The sequence below is a fragment of the Knoellia subterranea KCTC 19937 genome, from assembly GCF_000768685.1.
Taxonomy (GTDB): Bacteria; Actinomycetota; Actinomycetes; order Actinomycetales; family Dermatophilaceae; genus Knoellia; species Knoellia subterranea.
Genome location: NZ_AVPK01000001.1, coordinates 136,848 through 158,782, shown reverse-complemented (window position 1 = coordinate 158,782; position 21,935 = coordinate 136,848). Strand labels below are relative to the sequence as shown.

At 68.4% G+C, this 21,935-nt stretch carries 20 protein-coding genes; 15 read left to right on the top strand and 5 right to left on the bottom strand.

What is annotated here, in order from left to right; all coding sequences use genetic code 11:
- Positions 1–32: 32 nt before the first annotated feature.
- The 3 genes from def to dapF are packed head-to-tail and all read left to right on the top strand — an operon-like array spanning position 33 to position 2,512.
- Positions 33–692, top strand: a complete 660-nt coding sequence (gene def, locus N803_RS00785; protein WP_035901768.1) for a peptide deformylase — start codon at positions 33–35, stop codon at positions 690–692.
- Positions 676–1,611: a tRNA (adenosine(37)-N6)-dimethylallyltransferase MiaA gene (gene miaA, locus N803_RS00780; protein ID WP_035901765.1), complete on the top strand. Its 936-nt coding sequence runs from the start codon at positions 676–678 to the stop codon at positions 1,609–1,611. Before def ends, miaA begins: the two co-directional genes overlap by 17 nt.
- Positions 1,604–2,512, top strand: a complete 909-nt coding sequence (gene dapF / locus N803_RS00775) for a diaminopimelate epimerase (RefSeq protein WP_052111561.1) — start codon at positions 1,604–1,606, stop codon at positions 2,510–2,512. The genes miaA and dapF overlap by 8 nt, the downstream gene beginning before the upstream one ends.
- A gap of 56 nt (positions 2,513–2,568) precedes the next feature.
- Here the strand turns inward: dapF and N803_RS00770 are convergent, their stop codons facing one another.
- On the bottom strand, positions 2,569–3,192 hold the full coding sequence (locus tag N803_RS00770; protein ID WP_035901759.1) for a class I SAM-dependent methyltransferase: 624 nt from the start codon (positions 3,190–3,192) through the stop codon (positions 2,569–2,571).
- 21 nt (positions 3,193–3,213) lie between these two features.
- Between N803_RS00770 and hflX the strand changes: the two genes are divergently transcribed.
- From hflX to N803_RS17220, 4 genes are read left to right on the top strand one after another with little or no spacing between them, the layout of a single operon-like run.
- Positions 3,214–4,698 (top strand): GTPase HflX, encoded by a 1,485-nt coding sequence (gene hflX, locus N803_RS00765; RefSeq protein WP_035901757.1) that lies wholly within the window; start codon positions 3,214–3,216, stop codon positions 4,696–4,698.
- A 4-nt stretch (positions 4,699–4,702) separates the two neighbouring features.
- Positions 4,703–5,296 carry a GNAT family N-acetyltransferase gene (locus N803_RS00760; RefSeq protein WP_035901755.1) on the top strand — a complete coding sequence of 198 codons (594 nt, stop codon included), beginning with the start codon at positions 4,703–4,705 and terminating at the stop codon, positions 5,294–5,296.
- A 16-nt stretch (positions 5,297–5,312) separates the two neighbouring features.
- Positions 5,313–6,125 carry a GNAT family N-acetyltransferase gene (locus tag N803_RS17225; protein WP_052111559.1) on the top strand — a complete coding sequence of 271 codons (813 nt, stop codon included), beginning with the start codon at positions 5,313–5,315 and terminating at the stop codon, positions 6,123–6,125.
- Complete coding sequence (locus tag N803_RS17220; protein ID WP_245616929.1) at positions 6,122–6,388, top strand: GNAT family N-acetyltransferase; 267 nt, start codon at positions 6,122–6,124, stop codon at positions 6,386–6,388. The genes N803_RS17225 and N803_RS17220 overlap by 4 nt, the downstream gene beginning before the upstream one ends.
- A 157-nt stretch (positions 6,389–6,545) precedes the next feature.
- Here N803_RS17220 and N803_RS00745 read toward each other — a convergent pair whose 3' ends face one another.
- Positions 6,546–9,140, bottom strand: a complete 2,595-nt coding sequence (locus tag N803_RS00745; RefSeq protein ID WP_035901753.1) for a DEAD/DEAH box helicase — start codon at positions 9,138–9,140, stop codon at positions 6,546–6,548.
- Between the two features lie 37 nt (positions 9,141–9,177).
- Here N803_RS00745 and N803_RS00740 point away from each other — a divergent pair, with 37 nt between their 5' ends.
- From N803_RS00740 to rpsT, 5 genes are all read left to right on the top strand, one after another.
- Positions 9,178–11,904: an MGH1-like glycoside hydrolase domain-containing protein gene (locus tag N803_RS00740; protein WP_035901750.1), complete on the top strand. Its 2,727-nt coding sequence runs from the start codon at positions 9,178–9,180 to the stop codon at positions 11,902–11,904.
- Positions 11,901–12,734, top strand: a complete 834-nt coding sequence (locus tag N803_RS00735; protein ID WP_084763887.1) for a glucose 1-dehydrogenase — start codon at positions 11,901–11,903, stop codon at positions 12,732–12,734. Before N803_RS00740 ends, N803_RS00735 begins: the two co-directional genes overlap by 4 nt.
- A 184-nt stretch (positions 12,735–12,918) precedes the next feature.
- Positions 12,919–15,198: an ATP-dependent DNA helicase gene (locus N803_RS00730; RefSeq protein ID WP_035901747.1), complete on the top strand. Its 2,280-nt coding sequence runs from the start codon at positions 12,919–12,921 to the stop codon at positions 15,196–15,198.
- A 99-nt stretch (positions 15,199–15,297) separates the two neighbouring features.
- Positions 15,298–16,293, top strand: coding sequence for a DNA polymerase III subunit delta (gene holA / locus N803_RS00725; protein WP_052111557.1), 996 nt, complete (start codon positions 15,298–15,300; stop codon positions 16,291–16,293).
- 228 nt (positions 16,294–16,521) lie between these two features.
- Positions 16,522–16,782 (top strand): 30S ribosomal protein S20, encoded by a 261-nt coding sequence (gene rpsT, locus N803_RS00720; protein WP_035902560.1) that lies wholly within the window; start codon positions 16,522–16,524, stop codon positions 16,780–16,782.
- 95 nt (positions 16,783–16,877) lie between these two features.
- On the opposite strand, the gene N803_RS00715 is transcribed toward rpsT, so the two are convergent.
- The 3 genes from N803_RS00715 to N803_RS00705 form a co-directional block, all read right to left on the bottom strand.
- The gene (locus N803_RS00715) at positions 16,878–17,630 is read right to left on the bottom strand and encodes a lysozyme (RefSeq protein ID WP_035901744.1); all 753 of its coding nucleotides are present in this window, start codon (positions 17,628–17,630) and stop codon (positions 16,878–16,880) included.
- 50 nt (positions 17,631–17,680) lie between these two features.
- Entirely contained in the window at positions 17,681–18,109 is a 429-nt protein-coding gene (locus N803_RS00710; RefSeq protein ID WP_035901742.1) for a type II toxin-antitoxin system PemK/MazF family toxin, read from the bottom strand.
- An 87-nt stretch (positions 18,110–18,196) separates the two neighbouring features.
- Complete coding sequence (locus N803_RS00705; RefSeq protein ID WP_035901739.1) at positions 18,197–18,820, bottom strand: hypothetical protein; 624 nt, start codon at positions 18,818–18,820, stop codon at positions 18,197–18,199.
- A gap of 156 nt (positions 18,821–18,976) precedes the next feature.
- Between N803_RS00705 and lepA the strand changes: the two genes are divergently transcribed.
- From lepA to N803_RS00690, 3 genes are all read left to right on the top strand, one after another.
- On the top strand, positions 18,977–20,842 hold the full coding sequence (gene lepA, locus N803_RS00700; RefSeq protein WP_035901736.1) for a translation elongation factor 4: 1,866 nt from the start codon (positions 18,977–18,979) through the stop codon (positions 20,840–20,842).
- 139 nt (positions 20,843–20,981) lie between these two features.
- On the top strand, positions 20,982–21,443 hold the full coding sequence (locus N803_RS00695) for a hotdog fold domain-containing protein (RefSeq protein ID WP_035901733.1): 462 nt from the start codon (positions 20,982–20,984) through the stop codon (positions 21,441–21,443).
- Between the two features lie 35 nt (positions 21,444–21,478).
- A complete protein-coding gene (locus tag N803_RS00690) occupies positions 21,479–21,922 on the top strand; it encodes a nitroreductase family deazaflavin-dependent oxidoreductase (RefSeq protein WP_035901732.1) in 444 nt (147 codons plus the stop codon).
- Positions 21,923–21,935 lie beyond the last annotated feature (13 nt).

Sequence of the window (21,935 nt, the reverse complement as noted above, 5' to 3'; positions counted from 1 at the left end):
GACCAACCTGCGATCTTTGCGACAATGACCCCATGACGATTCGTCCCATCACCATCACCGGCGAACCGGTGCTCCACCGTCGCGCCGTACCCGTCGAGGTCATCGACGACGGCATTCGTGAGCTCGTCGCCGACATGTACGAAACGATGGACGCCGCGCGCGGTGTCGGCCTGGCCGCCCCGCAGGTGGGCGTCGGTCTGCGGATCTTCACGTGGCAGATGGACAACCGGGACGGCATCCCGCCGCGCGGCGTCGTCATCAACCCGTTCGTGACGGCGAGCAAGCCCCTGGCCGGGGACCCCGACCCCCACGACGAGTCCGAGGGCTGCCTCTCGGTGCCGGGGGAGTCCTTCCCGCTGCGTCGCGGCGAGACGGCCACCCTGACGGGGCTCGACCTCGACGGCAACGAGATCTCCTACACCGCGACCGGCTGGTTCGCGCGCATGTTCCAGCACGAGTACGACCACCTCAACGGCTTCCTCTACGTCGACCGGCTCCAGGGCAAGTGGGCGCGCAAGGCCAAGAAGGCGGTCAAGGCCAACGACTGGGGCACCCCCGGTCTCACGTGGATGCCCGGCCAGGACCGAGACCCGTTCGGACATGACGACGTCGACGAGGACGACTACGACGATGAGTTGATCGCCGAGGGTGGTCACGTCGAGGACCGCGCCAAGGATGACGTTGCCCGCTGACGACCCGGTCGTCATTGCGGTTGTCGGACCGACCGCCAGCGGCAAATCCGAGCTGGCGCTGCGCCTCGCCGAGGCCGTCGGTGGCGAGATCGTCAGCGCCGACGCGATGCAGCTCTATCGCGGCATGGACATCGGCACCGCCAAGCTGCCGTTGGCCGAGCGCCGCGGGATCCCGCACCACCAGATCGACGTCCTCGACGTCACCGACGAGGCGACGATTGCGCGCTACCAGGTCGAGGCGCGCGCCGACATCGATGACATCCGCGCCCGCGGACTCCACCCCATCGTCGCGGGCGGCTCGGGGCTCTATGTCCGGGCGGCCCTCGACCACCTCGAGATCCCGCCCACCGATCCGGACGTTCGGGCACGCCTCGAGGCCGAGGCGGAGGAGAACGGCGCAGAAGCCACGTATGCCGGGCTGCTGGCTCGCGATCCCGACGCAGCTCAAGCGATCGGTCGCCACAACGTGCGTCGCCTCGTGCGTGCGCTCGAGGTCATCGAGATCACCGGTCGCCCCTTCAGCGCGACGATGCCCGAGCGCCGCCACCTGCACCCGACGGTCATGGTCGGCCTGCGGCCACCGCGTGACCTCCTCGACGAGCGGATCGATGCACGGGTCGTCCAGATGTGGACAGATGGCCTGATCGAGGAAGTGAAGCGCCTTGTGCCGCAGGGGATCCGGCGCGGGCGCACGGCGTCACGAGCGTTGGGCTACGCCCAGGCGCTCGCCGAGATCGACGGCACGATGACGGCCGAGGAGGCACAGGCCGAGACGGCCCAACTGACCCGGCGCTACGCGCGCCGTCAGGAGTCGTGGTTCCGGCCGGATCCTCGCATCACGTGGTTCGATTCGAGCTCGGCCGACGGAGTCGGGGCGGCGGTGGCCCACGTCCAACGCGCCATCACGGACAATGGCTGACATGACGCAGACGCGCGAACCCCGGGAGTGGCGCTTCACCAAGGGCCACGGGACCGAGAACGACTTCGTCCTGCTGCCCGACGTCGATGCCCGCCTCGACCTCGGCGAGGAGCTCGTGCGTCGACTCGCCGACCGCCACGCCGGCATCGGCGGCGACGGCGTCATCCGCGTCGTGCCGACTGCGTCCTCGGACGACGAGTTCGTGCGCGCGCAGGCGGATCGGGCCGCGTGGTTCATGGACTACCGCAATGCCGACGGGTCCGTCGCCGAGATGTGCGGCAACGGCACGCGCGTGTTCGCGACCTATCTGCGGCGCGAGGGCCTCGAGACGGATGACGAGTTCGCCATCGCCACGCGCGGGGGCATCAAGGGCATCCGCTTCGAGGGAGACCTCGTCGCGACGAACATGGGCCCCTGGCGGCTCGCTGAGCCCTCGACCGCCGAGGCGGACGGGTTCGACGCTCTCGTGCAGTTGCGCTCGGACGGTGTCGACGATGAGCCCTGGTCGGCGCTGTCCGTCGACATGGGCAATCCGCACACGGTCGTGGCGCTGCCCGAATCAGTGGACCTGGCGGCGCTCGACCTCTTCCACGCTCCTCAGGTGCGTCCCGTCCCGCCGCGCGGCACGAACGTCGAGTTCGTTCGGGTGCTCGGCGACGGTCACATCGCCATGCGCGTCCACGAGCGGGGCGTCGGTGAGACGCGGTCCTGCGGCACCGGTGTGTGTGCTGCCGCGCTCGCGACGAGCTTCTGGGCCGGCCACGACGAGCCGACGCAGGACTGGACGGTCGACGTCCTCGGCGGGCGCCTGCGGGTGCGCGGCCTGCTCAACCACGAGGTCGAGCTCGCGGGTCCCGCCGCCCTCGTCGCCGACGGCGTGATCGACCTCAGCACCCTCTGAAACCCGGCCTCGTGTGCCCCAGCGGGCCCAAACCGGGACCGCTCAGGTACGCGAGGCTAGGGGTGGGTCACGTGGAGGACGCGAAAGCCCTTGTTCGTCGCAAAGCGGGCACACGGCATACCCAGATCTGATTCGATCCAGCGCTGGAGACTGTCGGACCCGAGGTTTTTCTGGACCACGAGGTAGGCCTCGCCGCCCGGCGCGAGTCGCGGCAACCAGGTGCGCAGCAAGTCGTGCAGGGCCGCCTTGCCAATGCGAATGGGCGGGTTGGACCAGATGAGGTCGTATGCCGTGTCGTCGCCGACCGCGTCCGGCGTCACCGCGCGCACGTGGCCGAGTCCGAGGGCGGCGGCGTTGCGGTTCGTGAGATCGACGCTGCGTTCGTTGACGTCGACGCCGAGAACCTCCGCGTGCTCGGAGAGCAGCCCGAGCGTCAGCGCGATCGGGCCCCAGCCGCAGCCGACATCGAGGAAACGACCCGACGGCGGGGGATCTGGGACCTCGTCGAACAGGATCGCCGTGCCCTTGTCGAGGCCGCCGGGGCTGAAGATGCCCGGCGCGACCTCGACGGTGACGCGACGGCCGGCCAGGGTGACGTCGAGGGGGCGGCGCTCATCGGGTGTGGCGGGGCGGGCGGTGAAGTAGTGGTCTCCGGAATCCGTTCGCCCCGTGTCGGTCATAGGTGAGACCCTAGAGGGAACATGACTGCACGACACGACATCTTCTCCGGCCAGGCCGAGGCGCTCTCCGACGACGCCTACGACGACGACGGCTACCTGCTCGACGGCGACGAGGACGGCACCCGACCCTCGGCGCTCTACGACGGCGACCAGCTCGAGCGCGAGGAGCGCGCGGCGCTGCGTCGCGTCGCGGGACTCTCGACCGAGCTCGAGGACGTCACCGAGGTCGAATACCGGCAACTGCGACTCGAGCGCGTCGTCCTCGCCAGCGTCTGGTCCGAGGGCACCCTCGTCGACGCCGAGAACTCGTTGCGTGAGCTCGCCGCCCTGGCCGAGACCGCAGGCGCCGAGGTCCTCGAGGGCGTCATCCAGCGACGCCAGAAGCCCGACACCGCAACCTATTTGGGCAAGGGCAAGGCCGAGGAGCTGCGCGACATCGTCATCAGCGAGGGCGCGGACACCGTCATCGCCGACAGCGAGCTGGCACCATCCCAGCGGCGTGCCCTCGAGGACGTCGTCAAGGTCAAGGTCATCGACCGGACCGCGCTGATCCTCGACATCTTCGCCCAGCACGCCAAGTCCCGGGAGGGCAAGGCGCAGGTCGAGCTGGCGCAGTTGCAGTACCTCCTGCCGCGTCTGCGCGGTTGGGGTGAGTCGATGTCCCGGCAGGCCGGTGGTCAGGCCGCTGGCGGTCAGGGCATGGGTTCGCGTGGTCCGGGTGAGACCAAGATCGAGCTCGACCGGCGCCGCATCAACAGCCGCATCGCCAAGCTCAAGCGCGACATCGCCGGCATGAAGACGCACCGCGACACCAAGCGCGGGTCGCGGCGCGCCAACGGCATCCCGAGCGTCGCGATCGCGGGCTACACGAACGCCGGCAAGTCCTCGATCCTCAACCGGCTCACCGGCGCTGGCGTCCTCGTGCAGAACCAGCTGTTCGCCACGCTCGACCCCACCGTGCGCCGCGGCGAGACTCCGGACGGTCGCGAGTTCACCTTCACCGACACCGTCGGGTTCGTGCGGGCCTTGCCACACCAGCTCGTCGAGGCCTTCCGTTCCACGCTCGAGGAGGTGGCCGAGTCCGACCTGCTGCTCCACGTCGTCGACGGCTCGCACCCCGACCCCGAGGGACAGATCTCGGCCGTGCGCGCGGTCCTCGCCGACGTCGACGCGACCGACGTCAAGGAGGTCATCGTCGTCAACAAGGCCGACATCGCCGACCCCGAAGTCGTCGACCGGCTCCTGCGCAACGAGAAGCACGTCGTGGCGGTCTCCGCGCGTACCGGCGAGGGCATGGATGCCCTGGTGCGGCTCATCGCCGATGAGCTGCCGCAGCCCGACATCAGCGTCGACGTGCTCCTGCCCTACAACCGGGGTGATCTCGTCAGCCGACTCCACGAGGAGGGCGAGATCCTCGCGAGCGAGCACGTCAGCGAGGGGACGCGCGTCACCGCGAGGGTGAACGCCGACCTCGCGGCCGAGCTCACGGCATACAAGGCCGTCTGATTCCGTGACCGAATCGGGGGAGGGTGTGGGTTCGCTGCGCACGCCGACGCTGGAGACGTCGCGGTTGCGCCTGCGACCGGTTGTGGACAGTGATGGCGACGCCGTGTTCGACCTCATGAGCAATGCCCACGTGCTGCGCTACTGGGACTCCTCGCCGTGGACCGACCGGTCCTTGTCTCGGCGGTTCGTCGAGCGCAGCGCCGAGGCGGCCCGATCCGGGTTCGGGGTGCGCGTCGTCGTCGAGCGGATGGAGGACGGGGAGTTCCTCGGTTGGGTCAGCCTGACCGACTGGAACCCCGACTTCCGCAGTGCCTCGCTCGGCTTCGTCTACACCGAGGCGTCGTGGGGGCACGGATACGCGACGGAGGCGGCGGGCGCGCTGCTGGACTGGGCCTTTGGCTCGTGGGACCTCAACCGCGTCCAGGCCGAGGCCGACACCCGCAACATCGCGTGCGGCCGCGTCCTCGAGAAGCTCGGGTTCGTCCGCGAGGGGACGCTGCGCGAGGACTGCATCGTCGACGGCGTCGTGTCCGACTCATGGGTCTTCGGGTTGCTCCGTCGCGACGTGGCTGCCAGCGGCATTATTGCGAACTACTAGCAATAAGATGCCCGGTATGCCGTTTCCTCCCGTCGTCGAGACCGCACACCTGACGCTCCGCCCGCCGACTGTGTCCGACCGGGATGCGTGGGTGGCCCTCCACCGTGATCCACGGACGTACTGGCACGCACCGCACGCGATGTCGCCCACGGACGACGACGCCGCGGAGTTCCTCGAGTCGACCCAAAAGCATTGGGACGAGCGGGGATTCGGCTTCTGGGTGGTGGAGGACCGTGCGACGCGTGACGTCATCGGCGTCGGCGGGCTGCGCGAGATCCAGGGTGATCCCGGCGTGCACTTCCTCAACCTCTATTACCGGCTGGTGTTCGACCGGCTGGGGCAGGGGTTGGGCAAGGAGATCTCGCGAGCCTCGGCGGCGCACGCCCTCGAGCACTTGCCCGACCTTCCGGTGCAGGCGCTCGTCAAGGAGGTCAACGTCCCGTCCGTGAAGACCGCGCTGGCGTCGGGATTCGAACGGGTCGGAACGCGTCGGCTCAACGACGACCTGCCGGACGAAGCGCCGTCGACGATCTTCGTGTCGCCCCGCATCGAGTCCGTGACCTCGGCCTTCGACGACGCGACTCGCGAGCAGGTGCTCGACCTGTGGATGCGGACCAACGATGCTGGGGGAGCTGTGGGCTTCCTGCCGGGTGCACCTCGTGATCGAGTCGAAGAAGCGCTCCGGGGCCACGGGGGTCGATGGCGAGTGGCCACACCATCGCCGTGCTGCTCCGTTCCGGAGCGGACGCGCGTGTTCTGGGACTGGCCTTCATCGTGCGCGGCACGAACCCGCTGCTCGACCACACGCAGTGCGTCGGTCGTGTCATGACCGACCCAGAGCTGCGTGGCCGCAACCTCGGCAGGCTTCTCATGGCCGGCGTGCACCGTGTCGCCCGCGAGGCCGGCGTCGAGATCCTCACCCTCGACGTCCGCAGCGGGACAGGGACGACGGCGTTCTACGAGGCGTGCGGCTACCGCGAGACCGGGCGCGTACTCGGAGCCATTCGAGTTGCGCCCGGCGACGAGCGCGACAGCATCTCCATGGCCCGCCGCCTCGACGACCGCATCCTCACCCCCGACCCCCGCGGCTGACCCAGCCCCGTCCCGAAGTCACCCAATTGGACAGGCGTGGGGACCCAGCCCCGTCCCGAAGTCACCCAATTGGACACGTCTGGGTACGGCGGGGTGTCCGATTGGGTGACTTCGGGACGCGTGAGATGCGTCAGCGGCTGAGGAGCGGGTGGATCACTCAGAGGCGGCGGAGGGCCGTGGTCGCGAGGACGAGCTCACCTGCAGCGTCGCTCGCGTCGAGATCGACCACGGCCTCGATGACCCAGTCGCGGTCGTCGGCCGGGTCGGCGAGAACTTGACGCACGCGCCAGATCCGGTGCGGCTCATCGTCATCGAGACCGGGGACGACGTCGCGCGCCGGCTCGACCTGAAGCAGCGATGGACCGCGGGCATCGGCGTCCGTCCCGATCGACCCGTGCTCGTCCCAGTAGGCACCGAGTGCGACATCCCACGCATCGAGATCCATGACGACCGAGCGCCCGTCCTCGGGGACCGCGACGGCGTCACGATCGAGTTGGGCGAGCCGCTCGATGTCGTCGAGTGACGCGAGCTCGACGCGACGCCACATCGCCCGACGCACCATCGCGCGAAAAGCCCTCTCGTTGGCCGTGATCGGGCGCGGAGGTGGGGGAGCATCGCCGTGGGCAGCGGCGGCATTCGCCACGGCTTCGGGGTCGGTCAGGGCGGCCCACTCGTCGATGAGCGACGAGTCGGTCTGGCGGATCGTCTCTCCGAGCCACTCGATGAGAGTGTCGAGCTCCTCGTCTCGGTGCTGTTCCGGGACGGTCTGCCGCAGCGTCCGATAGGCGTCGGACAGGTAGCGGAGCACGACGCCCTCGGAGCGAGCCAGCCCGTAGCGCCGGATCAGGTCGGCGAAGCTCATCGCCTGTTCCCACATCTCGCGGACGATGCTCTTGGGGTCGAGTGCGTCGTCCGGCAGCCACGGGTGCGTCTGCCGATACGTCTCGTATGCCGGCTCCAACAGTTCCAGGAGCGGGCGCGGCCAGGTGATCTCCTCGACGATCGCGGTGCGCTCGTCGTAGTCGACGCCCTCGGCCTTGAGTTCGTTGATCTTCTCGCCGCGGGCCGCCCACTGCTGTGCTCGCAGCACCGGCCGGGGAGAGTCGAGGACGGCCTCGATGACGGACACGACGTCGAGCGCGTGGGTCGGGGAGTCTGCGTCCAGGAGGTCGAGCGCGGCCAGTGCGAAATGCGCCAACGGCTGGTTGAGGGCGAAGTCGGCAGGGAGGTCGACGGTGAGCTCGACCGTGCGCCCGTCGGCGGCCGGTTCGGGGAGTCGCACGACCACGCCCGAGTCGAGCAGCGATCGGCCGAGGCGGATGGCGCGACGCGCCAGCTTGGCCTGACCGACGTGCGTCTCGTGGTTGTCGCGCACCAGCCGGCTCACCGCGCGCACCGGGTCGCCCGGGCGCGCCATGAGGTTGAGGATCATCGCGTTGTCGATGCGCATCTTCGACGTCAACGCCTCGGGCTCGCTCCCGACGAGCTTGTCGAAGGTCTGCTCGGTCCACACGATCGAGCCCTCCGGGGCCTTCTTGCGCTGGACCTTGCGCAGCTTCTTGGGGTCGTCGCCGGCCTTGGCGAGCGCGCGCTCGTTCTCGATGACGTGCGGTGGCGCCTGCACGATGACCGTGCCGCTCGTGTCGAAGCCGGCCCGCCCCGCCCGACCCGCGATCTGGTGGAACTCCCGCGAGCGGAAGATCCGGTCTCGCGACCCGTCGAACTTCGCGAGCCCGGTGAAGAGCACCGTCCGGATCGGGACGTTGATGCCCACGCCCAACGTGTCCGTGCCACTGATGACCTTGAGCAGGCCCGCCTGGGCGAGCTGCTCGACGATGCGTCGATAGCGGGGGAGCAGGCCGGCGTGGTGCACGCCGATGCCACGGCGCAGCAGCCCGGAGAGCGTCCGGCCGAACCCGGCGGCAAATCGCACCGGGGCCAACCGCTCCGCGATCGCCGCCTTCTCCTCGTTCGACAGCAGCCGCAGATTCGTCAGCGAGGCAGCGAACTCCGACGCCAGTTGCTGCGTCGGGTGCACGACGTAGACCGGTGCCTGGTGGGTCGTGACAATCTCCTCGACCATCTCCGGCAGGGGAGTGAGCGACCACGTGAACGACAGCGGCACCGGACGCTCGGCCGTCGTCACGAAGGCCACGTCGCGGCCAGTGCGCCGCTCCAGATCCTCGGAGATCCGACTCATGTCACCCAACGTGGCCGACATGAGCAGGAACTGCGCCTGCGGCAGCTCGAGCAGCGGCACCTGCCACGCCCAGCCGCGCTGACCGTCGGCGTAGTAGTGGAACTCGTCCATCACGACGAGCCCGACATCTGCCGAAGAGCCCTCTCGCAGAGCGATATTCGCGAGCACCTCCGCCGTGCAGGCGATGATCGGCGCATCCGCGTTGACCGAGGCGTCACCGGTCAGCAGGCCCACGTTCTCCGCGCCGAACACCTCGCACAGCGCGAAGAACTTCTCGTTGACGAGCGCCTTGATCGGCGCCGTGTAGAACGACACCCGGTCACCGGCCAACGCCGCGAAGTGCGCCGCCACTCCCACGAGTGACTTGCCCGACCCCGTCGGCGTCGCCAGCACCACGTGCCGGCCCGACACCACCTCGATGACGGCCTCGTCCTGGTGGGGGTACAGCTCGATACCGGACTCGGCCGCCCAGGCCGAGAACACGGCATACAGAGTGTCGGGATCCGTTGTCACGGAAGTCAGGGCGCGTTCGGCCAACGGATGCGAAGTCATCCCGGACATTCTCGCAGCCACATGCCAAGGTGGGGGCATGACGTCTGTCGAGCCCGAACAGCGCCCCAGCACCGCGGAGCACCAACGACTCGAGAACTCACCTCACGATGGCGACGTGTGGCGCGCGTGGGGGCCCTTCGTCTCCGGGCGGCAGTGGGGGACGGTCCGCGAGGACTATTCCGAGAACGGCAACGCCTGGGACTTCTTCCCGTTCGACCACGCCCACGCCCGCGCCTATCGGTGGGGTGAGGACGGGATCGCCGGACTGTGCGACCGCTACGGCTTCCTCAACCTCGCCATCGCGATGTGGAACGGGCAGGACGACCGACTCAAGGAGCGCCTCTTCGGCCTCACCAACGAGGAGGGCAATCACGGCGAGGACGCCAAGGAGTACTGGTGGCACCTCGACGCGACACCGACGCACTCCTGGGCGCAGCATCTCTACCGCTACCCCCAAAAGGCATTCCCGTATGCCGTCCTGCGCAGTGAGAATGCGGCTCGCGGTTACGACGTGCCCGAGTTCCAGCTCGTCGACACCGGGGTGCTTGCCGAGGACCGCTTCTTCGATGTCGTGACGACGCACGCGAAGGCTGCGCCGGGGGACGTGCTCGTGACGTTCGAGGCGACGAACCACGGGCCGGACCCGGCGCCGCTCGATCTTGTGCCGCAGTTCTGGTTCCGCAACACGTGGGCGTGGGGGCGGGACACGCGTCAGCCGGTGATCGAGGTCGTCGGGGACGCGCCGTCGGGGTGCGTCATGCTGCGTGCGACGCACGCCCACATCGGCGTCGTCGAGTTGCTCGCGGAGGGGACGCCGGACGTCCTTGTCTGCGACAACGAGACCAACGTTGCCGAGGTCTTCGGGGCGGATGCGGGGGACAGCCGCAGCGCCCACCCCAAGAACGCCATCGATCAGGCCATCGTCCACGGCGACCCGAGTCTGCTCGCGACCGACGGACGCGGCACCAAGGTCGGGCTGCACTACCACTTCGACGCGGTCGCTCCCGGTGAGACGGTGCGCGTCCGGCTGCGCCTCCATGACGACGCGTGGGTGGACGGTGCGTCCGACGACCTGCGGGCCGAGGACGCGTTCGGTGTCGGCTTCGATGAGGTGCTCGCGACTCGGCGCGGTGAGGCCGACGAGTTCTATGGCGCCGTCATCCCCGAGCACACCGCCGACGAGGACCGGCTCGTCGCACGGCGCGCCTTCGCCGGGCTCAACTGGTGCAAGCAGCTGTACCGCTACAACGTGCGCGAGTGGCTCGAGGGCGATCCGGCCTACCCGCCGCCACCCGAGGCCCGGCGCGCTCGCGAGCCGTACGCCCGCAACACCTCGTGGACCCACCTTGCGCTCGCCGACGTCATCTCGATGCCGGACGAATGGGAGTACCCGTGGTTCGCCGCCTGGGACCTCGCCTTCCACACGGTCGCCATCGCCCACATCGACCCCCAGTTCGCGAAGAACCAGCTCATGCTGATGTGCCGGGAGTGGAGCCAACATCCCAACGGCCAGCTCCCGGCATACGAATGGCAGTTCGGCGACGTCAACCCGCCCGTTCACGCCTGGGCCGCCTGGCACGTCTACGTCCTCGACGGCGCGCGCGACCACGGCTTCCTCATCCGCGTCTTCACCAAGCTGATGTTCAATTTCACCTGGTGGCTCAACCGCAAGGACTCCGACGGGTCGAACCTCTTCGAGGGCGGCTTCCTCGGGATGGACAACATCAGCGTCTTCGACCGGTCGCGCGAAGTGCCCGACGGCTGGCGGCTCGAGCAGTCGGATGCGACGAGCTGGATGGCGTTCACGTGCTTGCAGATGCTGCGGATGGCGTTGGAGCTCAGCCGGGTCGACCGCAACTGGGACGGGCTCGCCACCACCTTCCTTGAGCACTTCTTCTCGATCGCCGAGGCGATGGAGACGTTCGGCACCGAGGGGGTGTCGCTGTGGGACGACGCCGACGAGTTCTTCTACGACGTCCTCGTCGACCCGGACGGCAACGGCTCTCCGGTGCGGGTCCGTTCTCTTGTCGGGTTGCTGCCGCTGATCGCGGTCGCCAACGTGCCGGCGTGGGCCTTCGAGGAGTTGCCCGACTTCGAGTCGCGGCTGCGCTGGCTGCAGGACCGACGCCCCGACCTCACCGACTCGCTGCTCCACAGCCAGGACGGCGACGTGGTCCACAACAGCCTCACGCCCGTCGTCCGAACCCGTCTCGAGGCGATGCTGCGGCGGCTCTTCGACGAAGGTGAGTTCCTCTCACCGCACGGGATCCGGTCGCTGTCGGCGGCCTACCGCGAGGGCGTCGAAGTCGAGGTCGGTGGGACGTCGATGCACATCCAGTACTCACCCGGCGAGTCACTCAACGGCATGTTCGGTGGCAACTCCAACTGGCGGGGACCGATCTGGTTCCCGACGAATGTCCTCATCCTCGATGCGCTGCTCGTCATCGCCGAGGGTGCCGATGGGGATGTCGAGGTGGAGTTCCCGACAGGCTCTGGGACGCGAATGCCGTTGGAGGAGGCCGCAATCGGCGTCCGAAGCCGGCTCATCTCCCTCTTCCTGCCCGGCGCTGACGGTCGTCGGCCGGGCACGCCGCGCGAGTATCCCGGCGGTCCGCTCTGGGACACGCACCCGACGTTCAGCGAACACTTCAACGGAGACAACGGTGTGGGCCTCGGCGCCTCGCACCAGACCGGGTGGACGGCACTTGTCGCCCACCTCATCTGCACGACACCCGACCAGCTGCGCGAGGAGATCGACTCATGAGTCCGGCCCCGAAGAAGAAGCCCGCAACCACGAAGGCGAGCGCGAAGACCGAGGCCGCGGACGGCATACGACCGCTTGAGGGGAAGGTCGTCATCGTGACCGGCGGCAACTCCGGGATCGGCGAGGGCATCGTCCGAGAGGCCGCCGCTCAGGGCGCCAAGGTCGTCATCGACTACGTCTCCCACCCCGAGGCGACTGACGCGATCATCGCGGACATCGAGAAGGCCGGGGGAGAGGCGGTCGGCTGCGAGGCCGACGTCTCCAAGGTCGCGGATCTGCAGAAGCTCGTCGACACCGCTGTCAAGGAGTTCGGTCGGCTCGACGTCATGGTCAACAACGCAGGGGTCGAGTTCGGCGAGACGCTCGAGTCGCTCACCGAGGAGAAGTACGACCTCCTCATGAACATCAACCTCAAGGGCGCGGTCTTCGGCTCCAAGCTCGCCGCCGAGCAGATGCGCATTCAGGGCGACGGCGGCGTCATCATCAACATCACATCGACGCACGAGGACTGGCCCATGCCGAGCGACCTCGCCTATTGCGTCTCCAAGGGCGGCATGCGCATGCTGACCCGCACCGCCGGCGTCGAGCTCGGCCCCGACCACATCCGCATGATCGGCGTCGGCCCCGGCGCCATCAACACGCCGATCAACGCCGACGACACGCCCGAGGAGACGAAGGCGCTGGAGGCCGCCATCCCGCTCGGCTACATCGGATCGCCCGAGGAGATGGGCAAGATCGTCTGCTGGGCGGCGAGCGACCAGGCGTCCTACATCACCGCGACGACGGTCATGGCCGACGGCGGCCTCATGCAGAAGCCCGGCGCCGTCTGACCGCTCGCGCAACCCGGGACCGACGCGCCGGTATGCCGGCCGCTCACCTGTGTGCCCAACTCGCCCATTCCTCCCCTCCGGGACGTCAATGATTCACTGTCCCGGAGGGGAGGAATGGGCGAGTTGAGAACGGGCCTGTGGATGGCGGGCGAGGGCTGTCGGGCGGTCGGCATAGGGTGATCCGGTGGCGACTCTCGACGACCTTCTGCATGCTGCCGTCAGCGGAGTCGGGGGCAGCGAACGCCCCGGCCAGGTGACGATGGCCAAGGCCGTCGCGCATGCCGTCGACACGGGTGAGCACCTTCTCGTGCAGGCGGGAACCGGCACCGGAAAGTCCCTCGCCTACCTTGTCCCGGCCGTCCAGCACGCCATGGACGTCGGCAAGCCAGCGGTCGTCGCCACGGCGACCCTGGCCCTGCAGGCGCAGATCGTCGACCGTGACATGCCCCGCGTCGCCGACTCCCTCCACCCGCTGCTCGGTCGGCGCCCGACCTATGCGATCGTCAAGGGCCGCCGCAATTACGTCTGCCTGCACAAGCTTGAGGGCGGCTTCCCCGATGACGACGCCGACTCGCTCCTGAGCGTCGGCGACGTCGACCAGCAGGCCGGCTGGCTCGGCAAGGAGATCGTCCGACTGCGCGAGTGGGCCGGTGAGACCGAGTCCGGCGATCGCGACGAACTCGTCCCCGGCGTCAGCGAACGCGCCTGGCGACAGGTGTCCGTCAGCGCGCACGAGTGCATGGGCAGCAAGTGCCCCATGGTCACCGAGTGCTTCGTCGAGCGCTCCCGCGAGGCCGCCAAAGAGGTCGACGTCATCGTCACGAACCACTCGTTCATGGCGATCGACGCCTTCGAGGGCCGACAGATGCTGCCCGAGCACGATGTCCTCGTCGTCGACGAGGCCCACGAGCTCGTCGACAGGGTCACCGCCACGATCACCGACGAGATCACGCCATCGATGGCCCGCACCGCTGCCAAGCGCGCCGGCAAGCAGGCCGACTCCAGCGAGACGATCGACGACGCAGCCACCTTCCTCGAATCGGTTCTGGACGAGATCCCGGAAGGGCGACTCACCGGCATGCCCGACAACCTCGGGCTCGCCCTCGCGCGGCTGCGCGACACCACCCGGCAAGTGCAGTCCGAGCTCAAACCGCAGCCCGGCACCGAGATCGACGGTGCGCGACAGGTCGCCCGTGTCGCGGTCGACGAGCTCAACGAGAATGCCTCGCGCATCCTCGAGGACCGCGAGCTCGACGTCGTCTGGGTCAACAAGGATCCGCGGCGGGGGAGCGTCCTGCGTGTGGCACCGATGAGTGTGGCGATGCTCGTGCGCGACAAGATCTTCGAGGACCGGACGGTCGTGCTCACGTCGGCGACCCTCGAGCTCGGCGGCACGTTCGACGCGGTCGCCGGCACGATCGGGCTCCGCGGTGAGGGCTCGCCGAAATGGACCGGGCTCGACGTCGGGAGTCCGTTCGACTATCCGCAGCAGGGCATCGCCTACGTCGCCAAGCACCTCCCGCCGCCCGGTCGCGACGGGGCCTCGCCCGAGAGCATGGACGAGATCGAGGCCCTCGTCCGCGCTGCCGGTGGACGTACCCTCGGACTCTTCTCCTCGATGCGCGCAGCCCGTGCCGCGACCGACGAGATGCGCGAACGCCTCAAGGATCTCGACGGCGAACTCTCCGTTCTGTGCCAGGGCGAGGACCAGATCTCGACGCTCGTGCGGCAGTTCGCGCGCGATCCGCGGACCTGCCTCTTCGGCACGCTGAGCCTCTGGCAGGGCGTCGACGTCCCCGGCTCGAGCTGCCAACTGGTCATCATCGACCGCATCCCGTTCCCGCGGCCTGACGACCCACTCGCCTCCGCGCGCTCGCAGGCGATCGCGCAGATGGGCGGCAACGGCTTCATGGCCGTCTCGGCGACGCACGCCGCGCTGCGGCTCGCGCAGGGCGCCGGTCGCCTCATCCGACGTGGAGACGACCGCGGAGTCGTCGCCTTCCTCGACTCGCGAATGATGAGCGCCCGGTATGCCGGGTTCCTCCAGCGTTCGTTGCCACCGTTCTGGCCGACGTCCGATCGCAACCTCGTGCTCAATGCGCTCCAGCGCCTGGACCAGACGGCGCCTCCACCTCTCGACGTGGCCGACCCGGCCCTGCGCGGTCTCACCGGCGCGATCAAGGGCACGGCGATGGGTGACGCCGAGGTCAAGGGCGCAGTCGACGCGACTGATACCCGCCCGGTGGCGACGGCCCCCGCGCCCGCTCCCTCCGCCCGCACGGCGGTCACGCAGGGGCACGCGTGGAGCGAGCAGGAGGACGAGGAGCTGCGCGACGGTGTCGAGCTCGGCCTCGATCTTGAGGAGCTGAGCGAGTCCCTCGAGCTGCCCAAGGACGTCATTGCCGCCCGCCTCGAGGGACTGGGTCTCGAGGCCGGCACCGGCAGCACGCTCAGCTTCGACTGACTGCGTCAGTCGGGGGTCGTGTCATGGGTCAGGGGCCACGCGACCAGCGACCGACCCACGACCCCTGACCGACGGGCGGCGTCGGGGGTTCGTGGCAGAGTGACCGCCGTGAGTGATCTCGTCGAGGTGCAGCGCCGCGTGCCACCGCTCGTGCTCATCGCCGGGCCGGAGCAGGTGCTCGCCGAGCGCGGCCTCGCGGAGACGCTTCAGGCCATCCGTGAGCGCACCCCGGACGTCGAGGTCATCCGCCTCCACGCGAGTGCCTACGACCCGGGCGAGCTGATGGTCCACGCGAGCCCGTCGCTCTTCGGCGGCGACAAAGCGGTCGTGGTCCACGACCTCGACGAGGCGACCGACGAGCTCCAGCAGGACCTCCTTGCGTACCTCGCTGCGCCGCCGGAGGACCTCACCCTCGTGGTGACCCACAAGGGCGGCAACCGCGGCAAGAAGGTCCTCGACACCCTCAAGAAGTCCAGGGCCCGCGTCATCGACGCCCCGGCGATCAAGACCGATCGCGACAAGGCCGACTTCGCCATGAACGAGTTCCGACGGGCCAAGCGCAGGGCGACGCCACAGGCGGTCCAGGCGCTCGTCGACGCCATCGGCAAGGACCTGCGCGAACTGGCTGCGGCCTGCCAGCAGCTCATCGCCGACACGACTGGGACGATCGACGACCAGGTCGTGCTCACCTATCACGGGGGCAAGGTGGAGGCGACCGGCTTCCGAGTCGCCGACGCCGCCGTTGCCGGCAACGCGGGGGAAGCGCTGCGCCTCTTGCGCCATGCCATCGCGGTCGGTGTCGACCCCGTGCCGATCGTGGCAGTCCTGGCCCAACAACTCCGACAGCTCATCAAGGTCGGTTCAGCGGGCCGTGGCCGGTCCGTCGACCTCGCGAGAGACCTCGGCATGGCTCCGTGGCAGGTCGACAAGGCCCGCCGTTCCCTCAACGGGTGGACCGCCGAGGCCCTGGCCCGATCCCTCCAGGCGGTTGCGGCAGCAGATTTCGAGGTCAAGGGTGGCGGTCGTGACCCCGTCTACGCCGTCGAGCGCGCGGTCCTCACGATCACGCGCGAGAAGGCCGAGGGTGACTGCTGAGCGGTAGGCGAGGCGACCGACGAAGGCGAGCGGACGGCATACGCCATGGTCGTTTTGCCCGCGAGGCATCCGCGCTGGTAAATTTGGTCCTTGCGTGCGCGCTCAGGTCGTGCGCGTACGTTGCTTCATCCAGTCGCGGTTCACGCAAGGGTGTCCCCACTCCCGGTCCCGAACGGCGGCTGCCGCCCTCTCACGGCAATCACCGACCTCTTCAGAAAGTTTCTCTTCGTGGCAAACATCAAGTCCCAGCTCAAGCGCATCAAGACCAACAAGGTCGCGACCGAGCGCAACAAGGCCATCAAGTCGGACGTCCGCACGGCCGTCCGCAAGTTCCGCGAGCTCGCGGAGGCCGGCAAGGCTGACGAGGCGAAGGACGCGCTCAAGGTGGCGTCCAAGAAGCTCGACAAGGCCGTCAGCAAGGGTGTTCTGCACAAGAACAACGCGGCCAACAAGAAGTCGGCGCTGGCCAAGAAGGCCAACAGCCTCTGATCCAGCCGCCTGGCTCACCGCACGAGGGCCCGTCACCACATCGGTGACGGGCCCTCGCGCATGCCCCGTCGCTTGGCGACAGGCGGCTAGCGCGCTCAGCCGAGAGCCAGGGCCTTGAGCCGGCTCAGGTCGCCGTTGAAACGGTTCTTGTCGAGCGGGCTGTCGGTGTACTGCCAGAACGTGTAGTACGACCACCCGGCCGGCAGCGTCCCCACCGAGGTGTTGTAGCGCGCGATCCACAGCGGGTTGGTCTGCGAGAACTGGCTCGTGTTGCCCGTGCAGCGCGTCCACCAGTCCGTGGTCGTGTAGATGACGGCGTCCCGCCCGGTGCGTGCCTTGTAGCGCGAGGTGAAGGCCGCGATCCAACTGCGCATGCCCGCCTGGGACAGGCCGTAACACGTTGCGCCATAAGGGTTGTACTCGATGTCGAGGACGCCCGGCAGGGTCTTGCCGTCGCGGGACCAGCCACCGCCGTTGTTGACGAAGTAGTCCGCCTGCGCCGTTCCACTCGAGCTCGAGGGGACGGCGAAGTGGTACGCGCCGCGGATCATGCCGACCTTGTACGAGCCGTTGTACTGCTGGGCGAAGTACGGGTTCTTGTAGCTCGTGCCCTCGGTCGCCTTGACGTAGGCGAACTTCATGCCCTGACCCCACCAGTAGGACCAGTTGACGTTGCCCTGGTGCGACGAGACGTCCATGCCGGGCGTCTGGGTCACCGCAGCGGCCGCGCGGGGTGGGGCGCTCGAGGCGGTCCGCGCAGTGGCGGTCTGCGTCGCGAGCGGCGTGAGGACGAGCGCAGCGGCGGCGGTGAGGCCGGCGCCCGGTAGCTCCGAGCCGCTTCCAGCCAAGGGGTCCGCACACCGACTCGCAACCGGGGGAGCCGGAACTGACCAAGTCTTTAACCGATGTTCGAACCGGCCTCGGGCTGAATCCGGTGGAACGCGGCCATGACCTCGTCCCATCGCGCCCGATCGAGGACGGCTCCCTCGCGCCGGATCGTGGCCGGGTCGATGCGGACGATCCGGTTGATGCGGGCCTCCGACGGGCGTCCTTTGCTGTCCCAGCCGCCGGGGCCGACGTCGACCCACAGCCGGCCCGCTTGACGCTCCTGCTCGTGGTCGCGGTCGTGGTCCTTGCTCGTGAGATACATCCCCAGCACCCAGTCCCCGTCCCATCCGACGATCAGGACGGGCCGGTCCTTGCCCTGGGTCGCGTCCTCCTCGTACGGCACGTGCGCCCACACGACCTCGCCCGCGTCCGGTTCGCCATCGGCGTCGGGTGCCCAGATCGGGTCGAGTGGTCCATGGAAGTCGCCGGGGTAGCTCATGCGCTTCACGCTACTCAACGACGAAAAACGGGAGGTGTATGCCGTGGGGACCCCACGGCATACACCTCCCGTTCTGTCGCGGCTGGGTCAGCTGCCGATCTTGAAGTTGGTGAAGTCGGCGGACATCGTGTTGCCCGTGCCGGGGATCACGAGGTTGATGAGCCACGTGCTCAGACCGCAGTTGGAGAACTTCGGGATCGTGTATTCACCCTTGAGGGTGTAGGGGTCGAGCAGGCCCGTCAGCGTTCCCGTCAGCTGGCTCTTGACGGGCGTGGCCGTCTTGCAGTTGTTGCCCACGAGGTTGATGGGCAGACCGAGGGGCTCGATCTTTTTGATGTGGATGTTGAACTCCTGGTTCGCCACGACGTCGAGACCGGTGAGCTTGCCGGACACGGGCTTGGTCGGGACGACGGCCAGGGTGACCTTGGCGAGCGGGAGGCTGCCGACCTTGAGCGTGCTCGTGGCGTCGGGCAGCTGGAGGTTTCCGGAGATCGACCCGTCGCCGAAGATGTCGACCTGAGCGGGGAAGCGGGTCTGCGGGAAGGTGATCTGCTGGTTGAGCTTCTTCACGGTGGTGGTGACGTTGACGTCCCAGCCGACCCCAATGGGGGCAGCGCTGGCAGAGGGTGCAGCGGCAAAGGTGAGAGCGGTGGCCGCGCCAGCGGCGGCGACGGCGAGCGATGAACGGCGAAGCGTGGTGCGAGACGTCATTGTCGGGTTCCTCCACGAGATCTGGGCTACCGGGCGGTAGCCTCCTCGGGCACGTTACCGCCCGGTAGCCAATTTGTCGCCGGTTCGGACGGGTGGTTCCGACGTGGGAGACTGTCCCGACTCCCTGTTCGTCACCGTCACGAGGACTTTGCCACTGTGTCTCCCCGCGCCCGCACCGCGCTGCAGCCGCACGCCACGCCGCCGGAGGCGATCCGCAACTTCTGCATCATCGCCCATATCGACCACGGCAAGTCCACACTGGCCGACCGGATGCTCCAGATCACCGGCGTCGTCGACGACCGGGCCATGCGCGCGCAGTACCTCGACCGCATGGACATCGAGCGTGAGCGCGGCATCACGATCAAGAGCCAGGCCGTGCGCATGCCGTGGGAGAGCGTCAACGCGGCGGGGGAGTCGGGCAACTACATCCTCAACATGATCGACACCCCCGGGCACGTCGACTTCACCTACGAGGTGTCGCGCTCGCTGGCTGCCTGTGAGGGTGCGGTCCTCCTCGTCGACGCGGCGCAGGGCATCGAGGCGCAGACGCTCGCCAACCTCTATCTCGCGATGGAGAACGAGCTCACGATCATCCCGGTGCTCAACAAGATCGACCTTCCCGCGGCCCAGCCCGAGAAGTACGCCGAGGAGCTGGCCGGCCTCATCGGGTGCGAGCCCGAGGACTGCCTGCTCGTGTCGGGCAAGACCGGTGTCGGTGTCGAGCCGCTGCTCGACCAGATCGTGCGCCAGTTCCCGTCGCCGGTCGGTGACCCGGACGCGCCGGCGCGCGCGATGATCTTCGACTCGGTCTACGACACCTATCGCGGTGTCGTCACCTATGTCCGTGTCGTCGACGGCAACCTCAACCCGCGTGAGCGCATCTCGATGATGTCGACCAAGGCGACGCACGAGCTGCTCGAGATCGGCGTCATCTCACCGGAGCCGGTGCCCGGCAAGGGCCTCGGCGTCGGCGAGGTCGGCTACCTCATCACCGGCGTGAAGGACGTGCGCCAGTCCCGGGTCGGTGACACGGTGACGAACTCGGCCAAGCCAGCGGCCGGGGCCCTCGGTGGCTACCGCGACCCCAAGCCGATGGTCTTCTCGGGCCTCTATCCGATCGACGGATCCGACTACCCGGACCTGCGCGACGCCCTCGACAAGCTCAAGCTCAATGACGCGGCCCTCGTCTACGAGCCCGAGACGTCCGCCGCCCTCGGCTTCGGTTTCCGATGTGGCTTCCTCGGCCTGCTGCACCTCGAGATCGTGCGTGAGCGCCTCGAGCGCGAGTTCGACCTCGACCTCATCTCGACGCAGCCCAACGTCGTCTACGACGTGACGATGGACGACGGATCGGTCGTGGTCGTCACGAACCCGAGCGAGTTCCCCTACGGCAAGGTCGCCGAGGTGCGCGAGCCGGTCGTCCGGGCGACGATCCTGGCACCGAGCGAGTTCATCGGCGCAATCATGGAGCTCTGCCAGGGCAAGCGCGGACAGTTGCTCGGCATGGACTACCTCTCCGAGGACCGGGTCGAGATGCGCTACACGCTGCCGCTCGCCGAGATCGTCTTCGACTTCTTCGACCAGCTGAAGTCGCGTACCCGCGGCTACGCCTCGCTGGACTACCAGGAGGCCGGGGACCAGGCGGCCGACCTCGTCAAGGTCGACATCCTCCTCCAGGGCGAGAACGTCGACGCCTTCAGCTCGATCGTCCACAAGGACAAGGCCTACGCCTACGGCAACATGATGGCGGGCAAGCTCAAGGAGCTCATCCCGAGGCAGCAGTTCGAGGTGCCGATCCAGGCAGCCATCGGCGCCCGGATCATTGCCCGCGAGAACATCCGGGCCATCCGCAAGGACGTCCTCGCCAAGTGCTACGGCGGTGACATCAGCCGCAAGCGCAAGCTGCTCGAGAAGCAGAAGGCCGGCAAGAAGCGCATGAAGAACATCGGCACCGTCGAGGTTCCGCCGGAGGCCTTCATCGCAGCGCTGTCCTCCGACGCCGCCGAGCCCAAGAAGAAGTAGCGTCCACTCGCGCCACTGATTGCCACTTCGCACCGTGTCCACGATGCACTGATTGCCACTTCGCACTGTGCGAAGTGGCAATCAGTGGCGATTGCCACGGGTGGCGACCGGCCGGCATACCGGGAAGTAACATCGGTGTATGCCGGACACCTTCGCCCTGTACCAGAAGCTCACCTCCCTGCCCCTCGGGAAGCAGGCGTTCTCCTTCCTCTTCGCTCAGAAGGCGCCGTACTTCTGGTCGGTCCGTCCGCAGATCCGTGAGGTGCGCCCGCACCACGCTGAGCTGACGATCGCCAAGCGTCGCGCCGTCCAGAACCACATCGGCACCGTCCACGCGATCGCCGTGTGCAACGGACTCGAGGCCGCCATGGGCCTCCTCGCGGAGGCGACGACGCCCAAGGATCGCCGGTGGATCCCCAAGGGCATGGAGGTCGCCTACACCGCGAAGTCGACGACCGACCTGCTCTGCACCGCGGACACCGACCCCGCCGACTGGGAGGAGCCGGGCGACGTGCCGGTGCGGGTGCGCGCCATTCGCGAGGACGGCACGGTCGTCGTCGAGGGTGTCATCACGATCTACGTCAGCGAGAAGAAGAAGTAGCGAATACTCAGGGCGCTCGCGGTGTTGCGACAGACATGACCACGATCACCGGAACATACGTCCCCAGCCCGAGCGACTGGGTCCGCAAGCAGGTCGAGACCATCGAGGCGACCGGCACCACCGAGTCCGTCGACATCCAGGGACGCCCCGTCGTGATGCTCACGATGAACGGCATCACCGGATCCGTGCGCAAGGTGCCGCTCATGCGGGTCGAGCACGACGGGCTCTATGCCGCGGTGGCCAGCAAGGGCGGGGCTCCGGAGCACCCGAAGTGGTACGCGAACCTGCGGCGCAACCCGGTCATCGAGGTCCAGGACGGCACGCGCACGTGGGTGGCGCGGGCTCGTGAACTTGCCGGCGCGGAGCGCGACGCGTGGTGGGAGCGGTGTGTTGCGGCCTTCCCGAACTACGCGGAGTACCAGACGAAGACCGAGCGACTCATCCCGGTGTTCGTCCTCGAGCCCGTCGACGCTAGCTGAATCCGTCCAGCAG